Annotated in this window: 24 protein-coding genes and 1 pseudogene; 8 read left to right on the top strand and 17 right to left on the bottom strand. The window is 39.7% G+C overall.

The genetic code is table 11. From position 1 onward, the window contains the following. Window positions 1-86: 86 nt before the first annotated feature. The gene (locus FCL54_RS06395) at window positions 87-476 is read right to left on the bottom strand and encodes a DUF1259 domain-containing protein (protein ID WP_138124394.1); all 390 of its coding nucleotides are present in this window, start codon (window positions 474-476) and stop codon (window positions 87-89) included. Between the two features lie 170 nt (window positions 477-646). Here FCL54_RS06395 and FCL54_RS24255 point away from each other — a divergent pair, with 170 nt between their 5' ends. Further along, entirely contained in the window at window positions 647-1,162 is a 516-nt protein-coding gene (locus tag FCL54_RS24255; protein WP_210238522.1) for a hypothetical protein, read from the top strand. A 73-nt stretch (window positions 1,163-1,235) separates the two neighbouring features. Here the strand turns inward: FCL54_RS24255 and FCL54_RS23840 are convergent, their stop codons facing one another. From FCL54_RS23840 to FCL54_RS06360, 8 genes are all read right to left on the bottom strand, one after another. Then, a complete protein-coding gene (locus FCL54_RS23840) occupies window positions 1,236-1,409 on the bottom strand; it encodes a hypothetical protein (RefSeq protein ID WP_171016710.1) in 174 nt (57 codons plus the stop codon). A 129-nt stretch (window positions 1,410-1,538) separates the two neighbouring features. After that, window positions 1,539-1,697, bottom strand: coding sequence for a hypothetical protein (locus tag FCL54_RS23835; RefSeq protein WP_171016709.1), 159 nt, complete (start codon window positions 1,695-1,697; stop codon window positions 1,539-1,541). Between the two features lie 12 nt (window positions 1,698-1,709). After that, window positions 1,710-1,916, bottom strand: coding sequence for a hypothetical protein (locus tag FCL54_RS06385; RefSeq protein WP_138124391.1), 207 nt, complete (start codon window positions 1,914-1,916; stop codon window positions 1,710-1,712). 189 nt (window positions 1,917-2,105) lie between these two features. After that, window positions 2,106-3,101 carry a zinc-binding dehydrogenase gene (locus FCL54_RS06380; RefSeq protein ID WP_138124388.1) on the bottom strand — a complete coding sequence of 332 codons (996 nt, stop codon included), beginning with the start codon at window positions 3,099-3,101 and terminating at the stop codon, window positions 2,106-2,108. 15 nt (window positions 3,102-3,116) lie between these two features. After that, window positions 3,117-3,416: a Dabb family protein gene (locus FCL54_RS06375; protein WP_138124385.1), complete on the bottom strand. Its 300-nt coding sequence runs from the start codon at window positions 3,414-3,416 to the stop codon at window positions 3,117-3,119. A 113-nt stretch (window positions 3,417-3,529) separates the two neighbouring features. Further along, entirely contained in the window at window positions 3,530-5,359 is a 1,830-nt protein-coding gene (locus tag FCL54_RS06370) for a PAS domain-containing sensor histidine kinase (RefSeq protein WP_138124382.1), read from the bottom strand. Window positions 5,360-6,011: 652 nt separating this feature from the next. Further along, window positions 6,012-8,144 carry an ATP-dependent Clp protease ATP-binding subunit gene (locus tag FCL54_RS06365; protein ID WP_138124379.1) on the bottom strand — a complete coding sequence of 711 codons (2,133 nt, stop codon included), beginning with the start codon at window positions 8,142-8,144 and terminating at the stop codon, window positions 6,012-6,014. Window positions 8,145-8,408: 264 nt separating this feature from the next. Then, the gene (locus tag FCL54_RS06360; RefSeq protein WP_246055167.1) at window positions 8,409-9,704 is read right to left on the bottom strand and encodes a Glu/Leu/Phe/Val family dehydrogenase; all 1,296 of its coding nucleotides are present in this window, start codon (window positions 9,702-9,704) and stop codon (window positions 8,409-8,411) included. 307 nt (window positions 9,705-10,011) lie between these two features. Here FCL54_RS06360 and FCL54_RS06355 point away from each other — a divergent pair, with 307 nt between their 5' ends. Both FCL54_RS06355 and ymzB read left to right on the top strand, forming a co-directional pair. Next, complete coding sequence (locus FCL54_RS06355) at window positions 10,012-10,476, top strand: hypothetical protein (RefSeq protein WP_138124376.1); 465 nt, start codon at window positions 10,012-10,014, stop codon at window positions 10,474-10,476. Window positions 10,477-10,539: 63 nt separating this feature from the next. Further along, window positions 10,540-10,893, top strand: a complete 354-nt coding sequence (gene ymzB, locus FCL54_RS06350) for a protein YmzB (protein WP_138124373.1) — start codon at window positions 10,540-10,542, stop codon at window positions 10,891-10,893. Window positions 10,894-11,021: 128 nt separating this feature from the next. Here the strand turns inward: ymzB and FCL54_RS06345 are convergent, their stop codons facing one another. Next, window positions 11,022-11,273: a hypothetical protein gene (locus FCL54_RS06345; protein WP_138124370.1), complete on the bottom strand. Its 252-nt coding sequence runs from the start codon at window positions 11,271-11,273 to the stop codon at window positions 11,022-11,024. A 153-nt stretch (window positions 11,274-11,426) separates the two neighbouring features. On the opposite strand from FCL54_RS06345, the gene FCL54_RS06340 reads away from it, so the two are divergent. Further along, window positions 11,427-11,786: a DUF4870 domain-containing protein gene (locus tag FCL54_RS06340; RefSeq protein WP_138124367.1), complete on the top strand. Its 360-nt coding sequence runs from the start codon at window positions 11,427-11,429 to the stop codon at window positions 11,784-11,786. A 23-nt stretch (window positions 11,787-11,809) separates the two neighbouring features. Here the strand turns inward: FCL54_RS06340 and FCL54_RS06335 are convergent, their stop codons facing one another. Genes FCL54_RS06335 through FCL54_RS06325 form a run of 3 tightly spaced genes read right to left on the bottom strand, consistent with a single transcriptional unit; the run spans window position 11,810 to window position 15,515 of the window. Continuing rightward, complete coding sequence (locus FCL54_RS06335) at window positions 11,810-12,886, bottom strand: Ger(x)C family spore germination protein (protein ID WP_138124364.1); 1,077 nt, start codon at window positions 12,884-12,886, stop codon at window positions 11,810-11,812. Further along, window positions 12,876-13,973 (bottom strand): GerAB/ArcD/ProY family transporter, encoded by a 1,098-nt coding sequence (locus FCL54_RS06330; protein ID WP_138124361.1) that lies wholly within the window; start codon window positions 13,971-13,973, stop codon window positions 12,876-12,878. The genes FCL54_RS06335 and FCL54_RS06330 overlap by 11 nt, the downstream gene beginning before the upstream one ends. Window positions 13,974-14,003: 30 nt before the next feature. Further along, complete coding sequence (locus tag FCL54_RS06325) at window positions 14,004-15,515, bottom strand: spore germination protein (protein WP_138124358.1); 1,512 nt, start codon at window positions 15,513-15,515, stop codon at window positions 14,004-14,006. A 476-nt stretch (window positions 15,516-15,991) separates the two neighbouring features. On the opposite strand from FCL54_RS06325, the gene FCL54_RS06320 reads away from it, so the two are divergent. The 3 genes from FCL54_RS06320 to FCL54_RS06310 all read left to right on the top strand — a co-directional run bounded on the left by FCL54_RS06320 (window position 15,992) and on the right by FCL54_RS06310 (window position 17,156). Continuing rightward, window positions 15,992-16,471, top strand: coding sequence for a hypothetical protein (locus FCL54_RS06320; protein ID WP_138124355.1), 480 nt, complete (start codon window positions 15,992-15,994; stop codon window positions 16,469-16,471). A 64-nt stretch (window positions 16,472-16,535) separates the two neighbouring features. After that, the gene (locus FCL54_RS06315; protein ID WP_138124352.1) at window positions 16,536-16,739 is read left to right on the top strand and encodes a DUF2188 domain-containing protein; all 204 of its coding nucleotides are present in this window, start codon (window positions 16,536-16,538) and stop codon (window positions 16,737-16,739) included. A gap of 186 nt (window positions 16,740-16,925) precedes the next feature. Then, window positions 16,926-17,156 carry a KTSC domain-containing protein gene (locus FCL54_RS06310; RefSeq protein WP_138124349.1) on the top strand — a complete coding sequence of 77 codons (231 nt, stop codon included), beginning with the start codon at window positions 16,926-16,928 and terminating at the stop codon, window positions 17,154-17,156. Between the two features lie 90 nt (window positions 17,157-17,246). Here FCL54_RS06310 and FCL54_RS06305 read toward each other — a convergent pair whose 3' ends face one another. From FCL54_RS06305 to FCL54_RS24795, 3 genes and pseudogenes are all read right to left on the bottom strand, one after another. Then, window positions 17,247-17,630, bottom strand: a complete 384-nt coding sequence (locus FCL54_RS06305; RefSeq protein ID WP_138124346.1) for a KGG domain-containing protein — start codon at window positions 17,628-17,630, stop codon at window positions 17,247-17,249. An 80-nt stretch (window positions 17,631-17,710) separates the two neighbouring features. Then, window positions 17,711-17,953 (bottom strand): annotated as a pseudogene (locus FCL54_RS24800) (KGG domain-containing protein); the annotation flags it as partial. Window positions 17,954-18,019: 66 nt separating this feature from the next. Beyond that, window positions 18,020-18,409 (bottom strand): KGG domain-containing protein, encoded by a 390-nt coding sequence (locus tag FCL54_RS24795; protein ID WP_138124340.1) that lies wholly within the window; start codon window positions 18,407-18,409, stop codon window positions 18,020-18,022. A 210-nt stretch (window positions 18,410-18,619) separates the two neighbouring features. On the opposite strand from FCL54_RS24795, the gene FCL54_RS06290 reads away from it, so the two are divergent. After that, window positions 18,620-19,573: a metal ABC transporter substrate-binding protein gene (locus FCL54_RS06290; RefSeq protein ID WP_138124337.1), complete on the top strand. Its 954-nt coding sequence runs from the start codon at window positions 18,620-18,622 to the stop codon at window positions 19,571-19,573. 132 nt (window positions 19,574-19,705) lie between these two features. Here FCL54_RS06290 and FCL54_RS06285 read toward each other — a convergent pair whose 3' ends face one another. Continuing rightward, complete coding sequence (locus FCL54_RS06285; protein WP_138124334.1) at window positions 19,706-20,146, bottom strand: macro domain-containing protein; 441 nt, start codon at window positions 20,144-20,146, stop codon at window positions 19,706-19,708. Window positions 20,147-20,337: the final 191 nt, after the last annotated feature.

Here is a 20,337-nt window from a genome sequence, read left to right as displayed (position 1 = left end):
CCTCTAACAAAAATTCAATCATTTTTATACGAAAAAAGGGTCCGCAATTTGCACGGCCCCTTTGTGTTATTTTTGCTCTTTGCTTATTAACCTAACGTGTCTATGGCACCTTTTACTTTTTTCGCAAAATCAAGCGGGGGTTCGACAGTTTGAAAATGGATGTAAAGGATAGTGGGCTCAGAGTAGAACCAGTGGTTATGAAGTGCCGTGATCGTTACTTCCTGTTCAAGTAATTTCTTCATAAATGCGGGTACTTCTTCTTGTAAAATAACTAATTCACCCATATTTAAAGCTTTTCCATCCTCATCTAAGGACTCAAAATGAATTTCGCCTTTCACTTCGCTTTTAAACTTCTTCCCCTGCACTTTCACATCGAGATCTCTTGGAACCTCTACTGAACATACTCCTTTTTCTGCTTTACCTTTTCCACCTAAGATTGTTGAAAATTCATCACAGAGGCTTTTCATGTCAGCCATTTTTACACTTCCTTTCGTATTTCTTTCTATATATGGAAATACCACATTACAGGTAAAAGGAAACAAAGAAACATGTATAAGAATGGGCTTATCCAATTCGTATTTATTAAAAAGGAGAGCACAGGGTGGGCATGGGTGAATATCCTATCATAGTAAAGGAGGGAACTTGAATGAATCTTAATTATAATCTGGTTAACCCTTACAGTATGCAGCCTAATAACAATGAATTAGTCAGTCCTTACAGCATGAATCAATCACCGTCCGGCGTGATGGGAATGATGAATAATAACATGGTTCAAGGAGCTATGTTCGGAAATACAGGGCCTCAATCTGTTCAGGGAATAATGGATAAAAAGCCGGAATTAGTTAAGGGTGCCTTTCAAATGATGAACGGAGATATGCATACTCTCTGCAAAAGATATCTAAATTACCATATAAAGGCTCATATGCAAAATGGTATGGAGTATGAAGGAATAATTACAGATGTTGATGAACGAAACATGACGTTGCTAGTTCCAGAAGAAGTGGGCGAAGAACAAGTCGGGAGAGACGGAGATGAAAGGCAATTCGGATATAGAAGGTTCCGTAGATTCAGGCCGTACCTGTTTCCACTTGCTGCTGTCGGCTCAATGAGCCTCGTGCCATTTTTTAGGCCTTACCCTTATCCTTACTATCCATATTACTAGAAGGAACGAGAGCAAAAAACCTGGACGTTTTTTGCTCTCGTTTCTTTTATTCATCAAAATAACCGGTTAGCTGTTATTGGCCGTCTTTCTCTTCTTTTTCTTTCGCATACGGATTTTCTTCAAGATTACTTTTTGGGTCAAGGTTTGTTTTAATCTCTAAAAAGGGACCCTTGGGTACTTCTGCTATCAGCCGGTCACTGAGCTCTTTGAAATCCGGCATCATTTCATTACCTCTTGTCTCTTTCATTTATAGCACCTCCTATTCTTTTTAGGATGATAAAGTTCAGGAAGGACTATGTATGGTGATTTTCTTTATTTTTTTTGGGGGAGGAAAGGAGCCGTTGATGATCTAGCAAAAAAAAGAGGGGACTCCCCCTCAGCCTGTGGTGATATTGTCCTGGCCATCTTTTTGATTTTGATAAGCGATCAAGACAATTTCTTCGTTTGTCTGTTCTCGAAGTTCATTTTCTAACGCTTGCAATTTTTGCAAAGTTTCATTTTTCAAATGTGCGACAGGGAATTCTCTTGGTTCCATACTTTAACTCCTTTATAAATTTTCTCGCTGTTGTGCTATTTCTTTTTCAGCGATATATTCATTACTTTCTTCCATATACTTATGCTGTTCAACCGAGTCACCTGGATAGTATTCTTCGGTTCCGAAGACATTCTTAGAATTCAAGTCTGTTCTCATCGTCATTTCTGGATTCAGTGGAGTGTTTGTGATGATGTCAAACTCTTTTTCCCTTTCTTTCATAGGATTCACCTCCATTATTAAAATGGTACAACTTTAGATTATTCATACCCTTTTCTATGATAAACAATAAAAAGAGCGGCTGGACAAAAGTATTTAGCCAAAAAAAATCTGAACTATGACTCAGAATTCGAATCAGTTCAGATTTATTTTTTGGACCGTTTTAGAAGGAATGTGTATTTTAATTCATTATTATGACTCCTGAATAACGAAGCCTACTTTTCCAAATTGTTCTGCCCGGTCAAGGTGCTTAAAGGCATCTATCGCCTGGTCTAATGAAAACATGCGATCGATAACCGGGAAAATGTTTTGTTCCTTGATAAACGATAGCATCGCTTGGAACTCTTCTTTACTTCCCATCGTTGAGCCCAGCATATTAAATTGCCCATAAAAAAACTTGCGGATATCGATCTTTACTTCATCTCCGGCAGAAGCTCCAAAGGTAACAATGGTTCCTCCAGGACGAAGCTGGTCTAACGACTTATTGAAGGTGGCTTCACCAACGCTATCAATGACAAGATCAACTTTATCAGTAATTTCCTGTCCCCAGTCGCCATTACTGTCGATTGCCAGGTCAGCTCCGAGTTCAAGGGCATGGTTCCGTTTCTGTTCCGAACGAGAAGTAACGATCACGTTTGCTCCTGCTGCCTTTGCATATTGAAGTAAGAATGTGGCAACCCCGCTGCCAATTCCAGGTATCAAAACGGTCTGCCCTTTTTTGAGCTTTCCACGTGTAAATAACGCACGATAGGCAGTTAATCCAGCCAGCCCAAGCACTCCTGCTTGCTCCCACGACAATGCCTGCGGCTTAGGTTCCACATTTTCCTCTGGCAACACAATGCTTTCTGCAAAAGTCCCATGGTCTGGAAATCCAACAATTTCAAAACCCTGAGGAGGTGCCTCACTATTATGGATCCAGCCAAGTCCCGGATTAATGATTACTTCATCGCCTTCTTTTAAATTGTGCACTCCTGCCCCAACTGCTTCAATTATGCCCGCCCCGTCCGATCCGATGATCAAAGCTGGGTCCTCTGGTTTATGCCTATGTAAAACGAACAGATCACGATGATTTAAGCCTGCAGCCTTTAGTCTCACTTTCACTTCACCTGCACCGGTAGTGTTTTCAGGCATCTCACTGTAACTTAATCCTTCTATCCCTTCCTGTCCTGCATGTGTAATTGCCTTCATACTTAACCTCCATTCTTATTCTTGAATTTCAAAATCGACAACAATCGTATCTTCAAGACCTACTTCTTTTAAATAAGTAACCACTTTTTGGTGCTCAGGGTGCGGGCCATATGTTTCCAGGGAATCCCTTGATTCAAACCTGACTGTTAAACCCACACCGTAGCCTTTACTGCGGTCCGAAAAATTATGGTTCGTTTGCAGGTCAACGATTCCAGGTATCACTTTGGCAAGTGCTTTTAACCTGTTCATTCCTTCTTCTTTTTGTTCTTTTGTTGTTTGTTCCTTAAACTTAAACATAACCATGTGTTCGATCACAATATTCTCTCCTCATCTGTTTGGCGTCTATTATTTTTTTGTGTAGACTTCTTGAACCTAGTTTAGCCCATTTAAGAAAGTAAACCAATCCTTCTGCTCTATCCGCTGAAAGGCTATTGGATGGATTGTTTTATTGGGAGAACGATCGAAATGGTTGTCCCTTTCTCGAGTTCACTTTTGATACTAAGTTTTCCTCCATGGTCTTTTATAATTTTAGAACATATCATTAGGCCGAGCCCTGTTCCTTTTTCTTTTGTACTGTAAAATGGCTCTCCAAGTTTGCTGATTCTATCCTCTGCTATTCCGGGCCCTTCATCTTTAATTTCTATCTTTAACTCGTTTTGCTGTTCGTTTGTTTCGGCTGAAACGAAAATTTTCCCATGATTTTGGTTTTCCATCGCTTCGACTGCATTTTTCAAGATATTGATCAAGACTTGCTTTAGATGGTTTTCCTCTGCTTCAATAATCGGTTGGGATAACCGGTATGTTTGAATTATTTCGATATTTTTCAGGTTAGCCTGGCTTGTCAGTAAAGTGATAACATGATTTAAAATAGAAAGGATGTTAACCCGGTCGTATTTTGCAGCCTGAGGCTTTGCCAGGACCAACAGCTCTCCAATGATCGATTCAATTCGTTTTAACTCTGATAGCATAACATTGTAATAGGTCTCCGTTTCATCCTTTGCATCCTTTTGCAGCAGTTGCAAAAACCCCTTCAACGAAGTTAACGGATTTCTAATTTCGTGGGCAACACCTGCAGCAAGCTGTCCGACCACCGACAACTTATCAGACTTCCTTAACAGCTCCTCGGTATTATTTCTTTCGGTAACATCCCTGAAGGAAACAACCGCCCCGGTAATGATACCGTTTTCTTTTATAGGTGTACAAATATAATCCACGATAAAACTGGTGCCGTCCTGCCTTCTGATGTACTGATTAGAAACTTCCACCGCATCGCCGTTAACCAGAGATCTGTAAATCGGATCATCTTCTATTTTTATTAGTGCTTCATCCTGGTTTGTTAACAGTTCACACATCCGCATTCCGATAGCAGCTTTTTCTGAAATGCCGATCATTTCTGCCGCTGACTGATTGATAAAAGTTATTTCCCCGGATTGGTTAACGCCATAGATTCCATCCCCTGCAGACCTTAAGATTAACTGAAGCTGTTCTCGCATCCTTACCCTTTCTGTTACATCTCTCATAATAACCTGAATTGCGGATTGGCCTCTATAGCAAATAGGAGAAGCAGAAACGGAGCTGTTAATAACCTTATTCTTAGGAAGAACAACTTTCAGTTCAATCGATTCCAGCTGATCGCTTGTTTCCATCATTTTGGCAATTCTTTCTCGTACAAGCGGCCGATCTTCAGGATGAATATAGTCAGTAATAGAAACACCAGAAATATCTTCCGCCCTTTTAAATCCGAGCAGTTTTAGCCCAGCAGGGTTCATATACATAAACTTTCCTTTTGAATGAACAGCGATCACATCTGGTGATGTCTCTACAAGGCTTCTATATCTTTCCTCACTCTCTTTTAAAGCACGTTCTGCCGATTTCTTTTCTGTAATATCCCGATGGGTCGTCGTTCCCCCTACGATCATTCCGTTCTCATCAAGTATCGGAGTAAATGTACAGGAGACATCAAGGATACTCCCATCTTTTTTATAACGCTGTGTTTCGAAAGAATAAATTTCTTTCCCATTCAATACATTTTCGAGTACCTCTTTTGCCTGGTCTTCCCATTGATCAGGAATAAAAGATTCCATTTTTGCTTTTTGTCCAACAAGCTCTTCTTTTTTCCATCCGAACATTTTTTCAAACGATCTATTGACCTCTATAATTTTATTTTCGTTATCAAAGATTAAAATCGCGTAGGCAGTACCTTCTAAAATGGACCAGAGAATATTTTCCTCATTAATAATAGACATGTTATGTTTCATTTCCTTCCGTCCTTCTTGTTAGTAATTATTAATGTGAAATTCCAATTAATTACTGTATATTAATTCGAAGTTTTTAAAGCGTTTCCTTTTAAAATATAAAAAAGTTTCACCAAACAAGAGAGTGGCTAACATCCAGAATCTGTGTTTGTGAATTTTGTTGCTATTTAAACAGAGGAGTGGTTGGTTTCCTATTCAGGATGCACGCTTTCCGCAGTTCGGACGGTTAGCCTTTCGCGGCGCAAAGTATCAGGGAGCTGACTTGTGTGTCAGCTTCCTGATTCCATCATTATTAGAGGTCATCAGGTCCGTTATTTGTGAAAAATGGGCATTTTTAAAAAATTATAGGTCATCTGTTCCGTTATTCACAGCCAAAACGCCTATTTTTATTCGATTTTGAGCAAATAGCGGAACAGATGACCTCATTTATTCTAAAAGTAGTGTTTTTTTAAAAATAGCGGATTCAATGCCCTATAATTTCAAACCCCGGATCCCCCTGGCATTACAATCCTACAGGAGAAGCTGGAGGCGTAGTTTCCTTTATCTAATCGTAAACTTTTAAACGACGTCCAACACTCTTCTATGCTAATAAAGTAAGCTTTCCTATACAGCAAAAAAAGAACCTTTCCATAAAATCGGAAAGGTCCTACTCTACTCATCCTTTTTTGACAATGATGTCGCCATCTTGAACGGCAACTTCAACTTCTGTAACGTTTCCTTCTTCCATTACTAAGTCGGCGATTCCGTCTTCAACGTATTCTTCAATCACGCGGCGGAGTGGTCTTGCGCCGAATTGAGGATTGTATCCCAGTTCTGCTAGTTTTGCTTTTGCCTCTTCTGTCACATCAATATCCATTCCCTGTTCATTGATGTTTTCTTTAAGTTCAGCAAGCATCAGGTCAACAATTTGGACAAGGTTCTCTTTGGTCAACTCTTCAAATGGAATGATGCCGTCAAAGCGGTTCAGGAATTCTGGCCGGAAATAGCCTGATAGTGATTCCATTACGTTTGTATAGTTTTCAACCGCATCAAAACCTACAGTCACTTTTCTTTCTGATGTTCCAGCATTGCTTGTCATGATGATAACAGTGTCTTTAAAGCTTACAGTACGCCCCTGGCTGTCAGTCAGACGTCCGTCCTCAAGAATTTGCAAGAACATGTTCTGGACATCAGGGTGGGCTTTCTCGATCTCATCGAGCAGAATGATGCTGTATGGCTTTCTGCGCACTCGTTCTGTTAATTGCCCAGCCTCTTCATGGCCCACATATCCTGGAGGTGAACCGATCAACTTAGACACGGAATGCTTCTCCATGTACTCACTCATGTCGAGGCGAACCATGGCTTCCTTATCTCCGAAGAGTTCTTTAGCCAGCGTTTTGGACAATTCTGTTTTACCTACACCTGTAGGACCAACAAACAGGAATGTTCCGATCGGGCGATTTTTTCGTTTCAAGCCGGCACGGCTTCTGCGGATCGCTTTTGCCACTTTTTCTACGGCCGCTGTTTGACCGATAACATTTTCGTTAAGACGCTCTGCAAGATTTTTCATTTTTGCTTGTTCGTCCTCCTGCAGCTTGCGGACCGGAATGCCGGTTTTCCTTTCGATGATCAATTGAATCATCTCCAGGTCAACAGTTGCCTCTTTTTGCTCACTGTTAACAGCTGTTTCGAGTTGCTTTTCAAGTTCAGCTTCTTCGTCCCGGAGCTTTGCGGCTCTTTCATAGTCTTCTGCTTCAGTCGCTCTTTTCTTTTCAGCCGCGATTTCTTCCAGGCGCTTTTGGATATCGTCATGGTTCCGGCCGGTATTCATTAAGTTCACTTTTGATCCAGCTTCATCCATCAAGTCAATCGCTTTGTCGGGCAAGAAGCGGTCTTGAATGTAACGGTTTGAAAGTGAAACGCAGGCACGGATTGCATCATCACTATAGTTTACATCATGATAATCTTCATATTTAGATTTTAAGCCTTTAAGAATCTCAATGGCTTCTTCAACGGTAGGCTCATTGACCATAACAGGTTGGAACCGGCGTTCTAAAGCCGCGTCTTTTTCAATTTTCCGGTATTCTTTCAGAGTCGTCGCACCAATAAGCTGCAGCTCGCCTCTTGCAAGCGCGGGCTTAAGGATATTCCCTGCATCCATCGATCCTTCTGCAGATCCTGCACCGACAAGAAGATGGATTTCGTCAACGAAAAGAATAACATTTTTTCGCTGCTGCAATTCGCCGATCAGTTGTTTCATACGCTCTTCGAACTGACCGCGGATTCCTGTGTTAGATACTAATGAAGCGACATCAAGCAAATAAATTTCCTTGTTCAGAAGCTTTGATGGTGCATTACCTTCCGCGATACGAAGCGCAAGTCCTTCTGCGATAGCGGTTTTCCCTACTCCAGGCTCACCGATCAACACTGGATTATTTTTATTTCTACGGTTTAACGTTTCTATTACTCTTTCTACTTCTTGTTCACGACCGATAACAGGGTCGATCAATCCAGCTTTGGCAGCATGGCTTAAGTTTTTCCCTAACTGGTCAAGTAAGCCTCCGCCTCCCTGGCCTCCATGTTGGGTTTTGGGTTCGGCATGGTGGCTTGAAAATCCGTTATCCTGGTTCGGGGCTTGCATGAACCCTTTAAAGAAATCATCAAAAGGATTGTGTGATGAAGGAGTCTTCATCTCGTTTCGCACTGTTGAATAACAGCTCTGGCATAAGTGTAACTGCTTTTTGTTCCCGTTGATTTGAATGTTCATCTGTACATTCGCCGGATTTACTTTACAGTTTTCACATCTCATATGGTGTTTCCTCCCTATGAATTTATATATCTTTTATTTATCAACTGTTTAAACACGTTATTTGAAAAAGAAAATGTGTAAGGTTTAAAAGGTCAAAATGTTTCGTTTGACTTTGACTAACTTTGACCTTGTAACCTTATTATACTTTGACCTTTTCTGACTTTCAAGTAGTTTGCCTAATTTTTTTTGTCGAGAACTCCCGGGATTGATTTATCTATGTAAAAACAGGAAGAACATCCCCGGCTGAGGATGCTCCTTTTTATACTATGCATTGCAGTCGATCGGCATGGACCAATCTTTAATCCAGCCTCTTGCTCTCATTGCGTTTGCCAGTCGCCCAACACCTACAAGGTATGCAGCATCACGCATGTGTACTTTCTTTTCCTGTTTCATTCGGTAAACATCATCGAATGCATTAGTCATTTTGGTAAATAGTCGCTCGTTTACTTCCTGCTCGGTCCAAAAATAATGCATGGTGTTTTGCACCCATTCAAAGTAGGAAACAGTTACACCACCTGCGTTACATAAAATATCAGGAATGATGAATACTCCGTTTTCTTCCATCGCTTCGTTGCCTTCCGGTGTTGTCGGACCGTTCGCTGCTTCAGCAACGATTTTTGCTTTAATTGTTGGTCCTGTCATAGAAGTGATCTGGTTCTCCAGTGCTGCAGGTACAAGAATATCGCAATCAGCTGAGAAGAGCTCTTCATTTGAAAGGCCATCATAATTATTAAAGCCTGCTACTGTTCCTTCTTTTTTTACATAGTCCATCAATTGGTCGATATCAAGACCGTCTTCGTTATATACACCGCCGCCTGCATCAGTAATGCCCATCACTTTCACACCGCGTTCTGAGAGAAGTTTTGCAGTTATAGAACCAACGTTTCCGAACCCCTGGATTACTGCTGTCATTCCTTCTAACTCCATTCCAAGCCGCTTTGCTGCATCCGCGATTGTAAAGACAACTCCTCTTCCGGTCGCTTCTACTCTTCCCTGGGATCCGCCTAAAATAATAGGTTTTCCAGTAATCATCCCGGGAACATTCTTCCCTTTGAGCCGAGAAAATTCATCAAGCATCCAGCCCATGATCTCCGGAGTAGTATTGACATCCGGTGCAGGAATGTCTTTTTCAGGTCCTATAATAGGTTCAAGCTCACGAATAAAACCACGACTTAACTCCTCGAGTTCACGTTCAGATAATTCTTTAGGGTTAACGATGATGCCCCCTTTACCGCCTCCATACGGAATGCCTAAAATTGCCGCTTTTAAGGACATCCATATGGACAGAGCTTTCACTTCATCTTCATTTACATCAGGGTGAAACCGAACACCGCCCTTTGTTGGGCCTAGAACATCAATATGCTGAGATCTCATCCCTTCAAATTCCTTTACTTCTCCATTATCCATCCGCACAGGGATAGAAGTTTTTAAAACTCGTTTTGGCTTTTTTAATATCTGATAGAAGGAGTCCGGCAAACCAAGTGTGTCAGTTGCCTCTTCCATCAGTTTCTGAACAATTTCATATGGGTTACTTATCTCCACCCCATCCTTTTTTTCCATGACAGGCATTTCCGATTTGACCTGCGCTTCTACTTTTGGCTTATGTTCCATTGCCATTTACACATTCCTCCTTGTCCGAATCAATTCTTTCATTGTGTATATTCCATTTAATCACGTTTGCCAAACACGGATTTATTTCCATTTATTAAGAAACTTCTTGTTTTAACAAGATTATTGTGATTTTAGAAGGATTTTTGGAAGAAATAGTCCAATATATACAGTAGATGTTTTCGGAAAATTTTAAAAACAAGTATAGTATATTGCTAGTTTGGACATCATAAAGATAGATTAAGAGGGAGGTAAGAATATGAACGATTCAGTCTACAGCCTTATTGTAGAGTCTACTATGATGCGCTTGCCTAATTGCTATGAAGATACAGAGGATTTCTTTATCGGGTTTAACGACCTGGATAACCCTTATCTTTTGCTGCCTACTCCTAAAGAAATGTTTGATAATGATGATCTTTTTGCCATAAGACTTGTTCCTGATCCATTAAATAAGTTTAGATTTGAACTCGACTCAAACTTTACCAGGCTATCGTTCAGTCGATTTACTACTTTCTTTGATGATTTAACGTATTATTTTGGTCCGGATGAGAATATGCTCGAAATGTTTCTGCGCAGCGCTTCCTATAAAACCTATGTGGAGTGGATCAGTAACCTTTATTTTAAGCGTATTGATGATCTGATCGAAAAATATAACAGCTCTGACATTCCCTCCATGAAACTTTCAATAAAAGCAAAACTTTCGAGGCTCCTGGTGGAAGCATAGTCTCAAAAAGTTTCTGTTTTAAAATTCGCTTTGTTGGGGAATTTAACAATGAGGTGAATAATAATGAGCGATAATAAATTTTCCCAACAAGAACTGGAACACTTGCTTAATGAGTGGAAAGGCGATAACGTAATCATCCAAAAAGAAGAAATGGATGATAAAGACAAAACCATTATGAAACTTGAGGATTTTTCATTTCAAGAACGGGATCAAACGATAGATGACTACACATCAGAGATGTTACTTCAGTTAAAAGGAGAAGGAAAAGTCATTTCAGACCAATCAGCCGAGCCTTTGCCTTTTTCCCGTTTTGAGATTCCCCTGGAAGAAGTAAGCCAGATGCACCTTGATGAAACGAGCATCCAATTAAAAACAGAACGAGGATCCTACACCATTTCGCATAACACCCATTCATAGATGTTGTATATAAGTAAATAAGGTACGATATTGGAGGACTTATCTAAGGATGGTTCTCCATTTTTATTGATTTTCTTTTTGTATTTGTAAAGAAAGAACAAGCTCTTATCGCTTGTCCTTAAGGAAATCTATTCAGGGTAATGCTCAAATTCATCGATCAGTGACTCGTAATCTGCCTTGATTTCCTTGAACTCTTTTTGAAGCTCCGAACTAGCAGCGTTGATTCTATTCTTGACTGCCCCTTCGGCTGTATCCATCTTTGTTTGGACATTTGCAATCGCCTGTTGAAATTCTTTCATATATGCGGAATCCGCTTTCGCCTTTGTAAAAAGAATTTTCGCCTTTTCCAATTCATTCTTAAATGTGTTTGTTTCAAGCATATTTTTATTCCCCTTTTCATGATATATTTCTAATTTGTGTAAGAGGAAAAGTATTTATGCCTGGCGTTAAAGTTTCTTAAGATAAGAATATAACGACTGACAGCACTCATAACATGTAAAATGAAAGTAATGATAATGAAAGGAGGAAGACTGATGGAAGTGGAACAAAGCAATCTAACCCAGGAAGAAAAGACATGGGGGATGCTTTCTCATCTAACGGCTTTTGCTGGCTTTTTAATCCCGTTCGGAAACATTCTGGGTCCTTTGATCATCTGGCTGATGAAAAAAGAAACAATGCCTTTTGTAGATGAGCAGGGAAAGGAATCGCTTAATTTTCAGATCAGCATGATGATCTACGGAATTGTATCCGGTATATTAGTATTTATTATTGTTGGTTTCCTGCTGCTTGCTGTTGTAGCCGTTCTGGAAATCGTTCTTGTGATCATGGCATCTGTTAAAGCGAATAACGGGGAAAGTTACCGATATCCGTTAACGATCCGGTTTATTAAGTAAGGCTTATCGATATATGATAAGCCTTACTTCGTTACCCCTGATTCCTGGATGTCTACTTTAACAGAAACTTTGATATCAAGCTCGGGATAGATCGTCTGCCACTCTTCTTTCGTCCAGCTTCTAGAATGTTGTCGCACTTTTTCCCCAATGCCGAACGAGTCCACCCCTAACTCCTGGCATCTTCTTATTAATTCTTCTGCTTTAACCTGTATCTCTTTCTCCATCTTTTTTTCGATGTCTGTTACAATATTTTTTCCGGTGACCTTTGTTCGGTTATATTCTTTTATAATCCCATTCAAATTCAAGTTTACCGTAATTTGAGGACGGCCATCAGGGTGTTTGACTTCCACTTTTCTTTTTGATTTTAGATTTTGGATAAAAACATAAGCATCTTTTTTAAACTTTAACGTATAAGAAGCATTTTTAAAATTTCCTGATAACCCCTTAAACATAAAACCTGCCTTATAATTAATAGCTTCTACATAATTATCACCTTTAAAAAGTCCGAGTTGTGTTATTTCAACCGTATCCTTCCTTTTTTTTATGATCGGCAAGAACGGGTCTTTCCCTTCTTCAAGATAGTCATTTAGAAACAAATGAAGGTTTGTTTTTGGCAGGGATTCTGTTTTGATGTTTTGTTCGATTAATCTCGAAAGGAAAATGCCAAGGTCCACATTGCTGTATTGCTTGTCCATTAACTCTTTAACATTTCCATCGACAATAGCAAGATATACGTTGGCTGCGATGCTCGGATCTCTTCTCAGATTATCCAGAAGATCGGCGAGACCCTCTCTTGCAAGTTCCTTACTGTAAAGTGCGACGAGCAGCTTTCCACTTACAAGCGGCTTAGAGGATTGGGCATTAAGCTTATCTCGATTTTCGTTTATAAGATGTGCCTGTGAAGTATATTGTTCTGTATTAATGGAAAAGTCAGGATTATAAATCGGAATCGACACAGTTCCGATCAATTTCCCATCTTCTCCTTTATCATATCCAACCACTGTTACCAGGCTAATATCATCGATTATTTCAACTTCATTGCCGCACCCGCTTAAAAACAACAATAAAATTACTATGGGGATTAACCATTTACGCTTCATGCTTGTCCCTCACTTTCCGAACAACATGATAGACGACAGCCAGACAGGGAATATACGCATATAATACATAAAACCCAATTGTTGAAACATAATTGTTCAATTGATCGATGGCCTGGCGGTCCTTGAAGGGGAGCATAAGGATAAATAGAGCAATGATGCTAATTTTTAACCCCGTATACTGTTGCATATGAAACACCCTTTTAAGCCCCCTGCTGAAAGCCCAGACTGATATGCACACATTCGGGAGAATAATCAGTGCCCACGAGGAAATACCGATATATTCAAATCTTTCTACAAAAGGCATCTCCACTATTTTAAACATAGTAAGTGTTGGCCATATAGTTGTCGCAAGCTGCTCTTTGCTAAAAAATGCAAAGGTAACGACCGCAACGAGCAAATAAAGTATAGTAGTGAACTGAAAGCCAAGCTGTGCCCAGATATGGGACTTTCTCTTATCATTTATAAATGGAAAATACATTAGCAACGTCGTGAAGCCAAGGTAACTCAATGTCGTACTTTTAACTCCTGCCAAAATGTCGATCGGCGCATGCGAAAAGATAGGAAGAAGATCTCCAAAGTCAGCATAACGTAACGGAAAAACAATTGTCAGGATAAGGTATAAAGGAAAAACGACACCCATGAAAGCAATACCGGTAACCGTCCTAATCCCGCCAGCAACGATATAGTATACTAAGCCCAGAAACGCAAAGGCATATGGAAAGATACTGAGCTGAGGGAACATCCACACTTGAACAACTTCAATATAAGTTCTGAGTACAGCTAAAGCCATCATAAAATAATAAATCAGAAAAAGAACACTAAGAATATTCCCTATTGTATTCCCAAACGCTGTCCGGTGGATTTCAATAAGATCCCCTTCCTCTTTTAACAGCATCGAATACATAATCTTTATAATGATACTTCCTCCTATTCCAGCCAAAAGGACAGATATCCATGCATCGTATCCGGCTTTCTCAGCAATATAACGCTGAAACCCGAGGATTCCCACCCCAACTTGGACAGCATGGATCAGGAAAAAAACCAGATTAGGAGATATTTTGTTTTGGTCGTTTACCTGAACCTTCATATAAATGCTCCTTAACAAAGAAAGTTATCATTAATCATCTATATCTGATTTTCGACTTATATGGTCTCGTTTCTTTTTAGCATGTTGTTCGCTAAATCTTACTGTGTCCTGGGTTTGAAGCTGAACAGGGCGCTTCCCCAAATAAGAATAGGGCAGCCGGATAATAGCATCCTTCCAATCTGTGATTCTTGGCGGATAAATCGGCTCAAGGTAAGGTCTTCCGAGAGAAGTTAATTTTAATAAATGGGCGATTAAGAAGCTAAAAGCCAATACGATTCCAACAAACCCCCAGATTGCCCCCAAAACTAAAAACGGAAACCGGATCAAGCGAATCGTGTTGCCCATCCGATAGATTGGAGTAGTAAAGGATGCAAGTGCTGCGAGCGCAACAATAATTAAAAGGATATTACTTGTTAATCCAGCTTCAACAGAAGCTGTTCCAATAACGATTCCTCCTACGATACCGATCGTCTGGCCAACCTTTGTCGGCAACCGTGCTCCGGCCTCTCTTAGCAGTTCGATCGTTAGTTCAAGAAAGACCGCTTCAAAAAAAGGAGGCAATGGAATGTTGCTTCTAGAAGTGATCAACGTTGATAACAAGTCTTTGGGAATCAGTTCATAATGGTACGTTATAGTCGCCACATAGATCGGCGTTGAAAGAATCGAAAAAGCTACCGCAAAAATACGTATGAGACGAAAAGCTGATGCTATGTGCCATGACAAAAAGTAATCCTCAAAAGCTGAGAAAAACTCGGTGATCGTTGTCGGTCCAAAAATCGCATGAGGGGAGCCATCCACAAGAATTGCCACTTTTCCTTCTGCAAGAATGGCTGCTACCCGATCTGGTCTTTCTGTGTCAATCAACTGCGGGAAAGGAGAGTTATGATTATCTTCAATCATTTGAGCAATGAACGAGCTGTCAGTGATCGTGTCAAAATCAATCCCTTTCACCCTTTGACGAAGAGTGTTCACATTCTCCTCATTACTAATCCCCTCCACATACATAATGTACGTTCTTGTTTTAGATAATTTCCCGACTCTAACTTCTTCGATTCTTAGATTAGGAATCGGAAGGCGTTTTCTTACAAGGTTCAAGTTTGTATCGACCGATTCCACGAATGCTTCTTTCGGCCCAATAACGCTAAACTCAACCTCCGGGACAGATACTTGCCTGTTTTTATGGGTAGCCGCATGGATTATTAGTCCTTCGTTATCATGTTCATGTAACTGGATAAACACATATCCTTGAAGGATTTTATTTTTTATTTTCTTCACATCTGAGGTGATTTCCACATCTTCAATCGGAATCACTTCTTTAAATTTTTCGAGGGATTTTAACGTTTCTTTATTTACATACGGAAGAATATCCCGATGTAGGATTTTTGATTCCACAAGCGTTTGGAAATAGCTGATCCAGTATCCATGAGGTGATTGTTCGTAATGGAAATGGATAAAATCAGAAGAAGCTTTTAGTTCCTTAAGTAAACTATCTAAAGTCTCGACATTGGTTTCTTTATTCTTTTTTCCGAAAAGCCACTTCATTTTCATCCCCCCATTCTGTTTTTCACCATGTCTATAGTAAAATTGTTCCTCACAAGCCATTAAATTATTTACTTTAATAAGCGTTAGGATGTTAATCATTTACGTTAATAACTTTTATTTCACAGGAGATACTATGGTAACTAGTTATCTCAAGAGGGGGTTAAATAATGGAAAAAACGAAGAGCAATAAGGCAACTGTCTGGTGGTTTGTAATCGGAATCTGGCTACTGACGTTAGCACTTATCATCGGTTTGTTTATTACTACTTAATGCCATTGCCGAATTATCTATTGTACGGCTAAAAAAAGTCACATAAAGTTTTAATTAGTTTGACCCCCAGGGTGCGGTTAGGGAAATCACATCCAGGGGGGCAATTTTTTTGCCAGATTCAGTAAAGAAGGAGGATAAAGCCTCCCCTATAAAAGGGTAAAGTTCAATATGGGTTAATAAGGACCCTTTGTGACAAGGAGGCTTTTGATGTTTAATTTTTCAGATATATGGATCTTTATCCTCGCGCTGTTGTTGACCCTCCCGCTTGTGACAGCCATTCATCAGGCAGGCCACGTTTTTTTTGCGCGAATCTTTGGCGGGAAAATCAAATTTGCGATCGGTGCGGGGAAAACGATCATCCGTATTGGTCCTCTGGAAATAAAGAGGATCTATTTTATGGACGGATGGTGCCAGTATAGCGATATATCAGTCAACAAGAAATGGGCTCATTTATTGATATACTTTGGGGGGTCTCTTTTTAATATTGCTTCTATTCTCATCGTGAATTCTCTTATTCATATGGGCGTTCTTCCAGTCCATCTTTTCTTTTATCAGTTTGTTTATTTCTCAATCTATCTCGTTTTCTTTTCACTATTCCCGCTTCAATACCGGGACGGGCATCCAAGTGACGGAAAAGCGATTTATGATCTTGTAAAATATGGCAAGCGAGAAGACCCTGTTGATTAATGTTTTAATAGCCCTTTACAGGGGAACTGAAAAATAAAGGATCAACATAAGGAGGAAAAATAGAATGAACCAATATACGATTACCCCAAACAAAGATGTAACAGGATGGTATGTAGAAATTGAAGATGTCGCACCAACGAATTTGTATCAAACAAAAGCAGCAGCTATTGAAGAAGGAGAAAAAATAGCCAAAAATAATAAGCCAAGCAAACTGGTTATCATGGATGAAGACCATAACGTTGCGGAAGAAAGAACATTTGGCGAATAAGTGTACTGTTAGCCCTCTGCTATACTGGAGGGCTTTTTTGTTTGCCTGGTTTTCGCTTCCTCCAGGTGCACGCTGCTATGTTCTTTTCGTTCCCATTTCCGAAAAAGATTTTGATAATTCCATATTGTTCTGATTCGTCTGCTAGTTTATGATAGAAGTAATAAATAGGTAAAAAGGAGCAATGGAATGAAATTTACGACCTTTAATAAGAAAATGTGGAACCTTTCTCTTTTTGATCGCATTGGCTATGACCATCGTTTAAAAATACTGCGGATCGAGTTTCTGAACGGCCGTAAAGTAGAATTTGATGAAGTGAATGAACATACTGTTTTTCATCTTGTGGTTGCTCCTAACAAAGAGAAGTTTTATTATGATTTCATCAAGAATGTATTTTCAGGCAGAACAATTGAATCATGACCGTTTCTTCGGTATGATTTTATTACGGGGAAGCAACAAAAAAAGGACAGGAATGACTCCTGCCCATTTCTTTAATGCTGTAAGTTTTTATTAGTCACGGTCGCTTCGGCTACCGCCTTTTTCTCCGATTTCTTCATAGAATTCTCTATCATGGTTTTTAGAGGTTGCTTCTCCACCTTTTTCTCCGATCTCCTGATAGAATTCCTTATCATGACTTTCAGATGTTGCTTCTCCACCTTTTTTGCCAATCTCCTGATAGAAATCCTTATCATGGTTTTCAGAGGTAGTTTCGCCGCCTTTTTCTCCGATATCCTGATAAAACTCTTTGTCATGGCTTTCAGATGTGGCATCTCCGCCTTTTTGGCCGATTTCCTGATAGAAATCTTTATCATGTGTTTCCGATGTTTTTTCTCCACCCATGCGACCTGCTTCTTCTACCGACATTTTCTCGTTATCTTTACGATTCTTAGCCATTTTTAACAATCCTCCTTAGAAATTTTTTACAATTTTATTAGTGTCGTTCAATGTTTCACCTCAAAGGCAGGTGATTAGTTTTCTCCGCCTTTTTCACCGATGTCTTCATAAAACTCTCTGCCGTGACTCTCGGAAGTTGCTTCTCCACCTTTTTCTCCAATTTCCTGGTAGAATTCTTTATCATGTGTTTCAGACGTTTTTTCGCCGCCTTTTTTACCGATTTCTTGATAGAAATCTTTATCATGTGTTTCCGATGTTTTTTCGCCGCCCATGCGGCCTGCTTCTTCTGTCGTCATTTTTCCATTATCTTTATTCTTAGCCATTTGAATCATCCTCCTTATTAAAGTTAGTAGAATAGTAAATCTTTAATTTAACTATCGACGTTTTAATTAGTCACGGTCGCTTCGGCTGCCGCCTTTTTCTCCGATCTCTTCATAAAATTCTCTGCCGTGACTCTCGGAAGTAGCTTCTCCGCCTTTTTCTCCAATTTCCTGGTAGAATTCTTTATCATGATTTTCGGAAGTAGCTTCTCCGCCTTTTTTGCCGATTTCCTGATAGAATTCTTTTCCGTGAGTTTCAGCTGTTCTTTCGCCGCCCTTTTGGCCGCCTTTTTCTCCGATATCCTGATAAAATTCTTTATCATGGCTTTCAGATGTTGCTTCTCCGCCTTTATGGCCGATCTCCTGATAGAAATCTTTATCATGTGTTTCGGATGTTTTTTCTCCACCCATGCGGCCTGCTTCTTCTGTCGTCATCTTATCTTTATTGTTCTTAGCCATTTGAATCATCCTCCTTCAGAAAGTTTCTTGTTTTCTTGCGCTACACTTGCACTATTCCACGTAAAGGGAGAGGTCTAAACTAATCTGAGAAGAAGTTAGTAGATTCCTACCACGCAAAAAAACAGCTTTTTAAATAGGAATAATTATGGTTTGCAAATCGTAATTATTACTATATAATAAGACAGAATGAAGCGGAAAGGAGAACTGGCGATGCATTTTAAAAGAGCTATTATATTTCTTTCTTCGATATTGCTAACAGTCGCTCTTTCGGGCTGTTCAGATAAAAATGATAATAGTGCAGATCAAAAGGCAAGTGATGATGGCAAACTCCAGGTCTATACAACGCTATATCCTCTGGAGGATTTCACAAAGAAGATCGGCGGAAAACATGTTTCTGTAGAAAGTATTATTCCTTCTGGGTCAGATGCCCATAACTTTGAACCAACTACAAAGACCATGATGAAACTAGCAGGCGCAGACCTGTTTATCTATAATGGGGCTGGTATGGAAGGCTATGCCAAAACGATCCATGAAGCGATGGAAAATGAAGATGTCACCATTCTTGAAGCTGCTCAGGGAATCGATTTGCTTAAAGATACTCATGAACACGAAGATCATAGTGAAGGGCATGAGGAGCACGGCGATCAGGATCCGCATATTTGGATCGATCCTATCCTGGCTACTGAAATGGCAAAAAACATTAAAGATGAGTTAGTTGCTTTAAAACCTGAAGCAGAAGAAGATTTTGAAACAAACTTTAATTCTTTAAAAGAAAACCTTCTTGCACTGGACAAATCATTTCAGACGATGGTAGGCAACAGCCAGCAAAAACAAATTCTTGTTGCACATGCTGGTTACGGTTATTGGGAAAAGAGATACCAATTGGAGCAAATTAGTGTTACGGGAATATCTCCCTCGAATGAGCCTTCCCAAAAAGAACTTAAAAGGCTAATCGAAAAAGCAGAAAAATACAATATCGACTACATTTTGTTTGAACAGAACGTAACACCAAAGCCAGCAAAAGTAATCCAAAAAGAAGCTGGTTTGAAACCACTTCGCCTTCATAATCTGGCGGTTCTAACAGAAGAAGACATTAAAAATGGGGAAGATTATTTCAGTTTAATGGAAGAAAATCTTGCTACACTGAAAAAGGCATTAAATTAGGCGATAACTACAATAAGTGATTTATTAAGAATCGCTGTTCCTTTTTTATCAAACTTCTGTGAAAACGTTAAATCAACGTCTAGCCCTGTAATTTAAAAAGAGGCCTATCACTGATAGGCCTCTTGTATCTGGTTAAATTGGGTAAATCTCAATCGTCCTCTTATACTTTTTTGAAAGTTTCTCCAAAGACTTTTTGACATTTTCAAAATCATCTTTATCAATTCCACATGCAATGCTTACTGGAAATCCTTTGTCTTCCATTGGAGTTAGCTCTTTGATCATTTTTTCAAAAGACTTGAGCCAGGCTGGATAGTTTGTTTGTAATCCCTGCGGACGATATTGTCCATACAGGTTGGCAATCACTCGTTTATGATCGCCGGAAACCGCGAAAGAACACTTGCCTAGCCTTTTCTTTGGCGGAAATGGAAATTCCTCATCAGCCTTAGCTGCTTCCGGGTACATTTGTTTAACTCGCTTGCCTAATCCTTCTTCCATACTATTAAAGCAATCACACTGATGAGCAATGACAGAACAGTCGCTTTTAAAGATATCTCCCTTTTTAATGCGAATCAACAAAAGCACTCTCCTTTATACCCTTTTGTTTGATTATACTGAAAATTCTACAAAATTCAACCTCTAATTTTTGGGAACATTTTTTGCTTCCTGCCTTTTCTACTAAGTGGTTGACCGCATTTTAAATTTTGTGTCAGGGCTGTAGGCGGAAACGTATGATAACTTTTAAACGACAAAAACCTACAAATCCA

It is taken from the genome of Exobacillus caeni (assembly GCF_005747095.1).
GTDB lineage: Bacteria > Bacillota > Bacilli > Bacillales > Guptibacillaceae > Exobacillus > Exobacillus caeni.
This window is presented reverse-complemented; position numbering and strand designations above follow the sequence as displayed.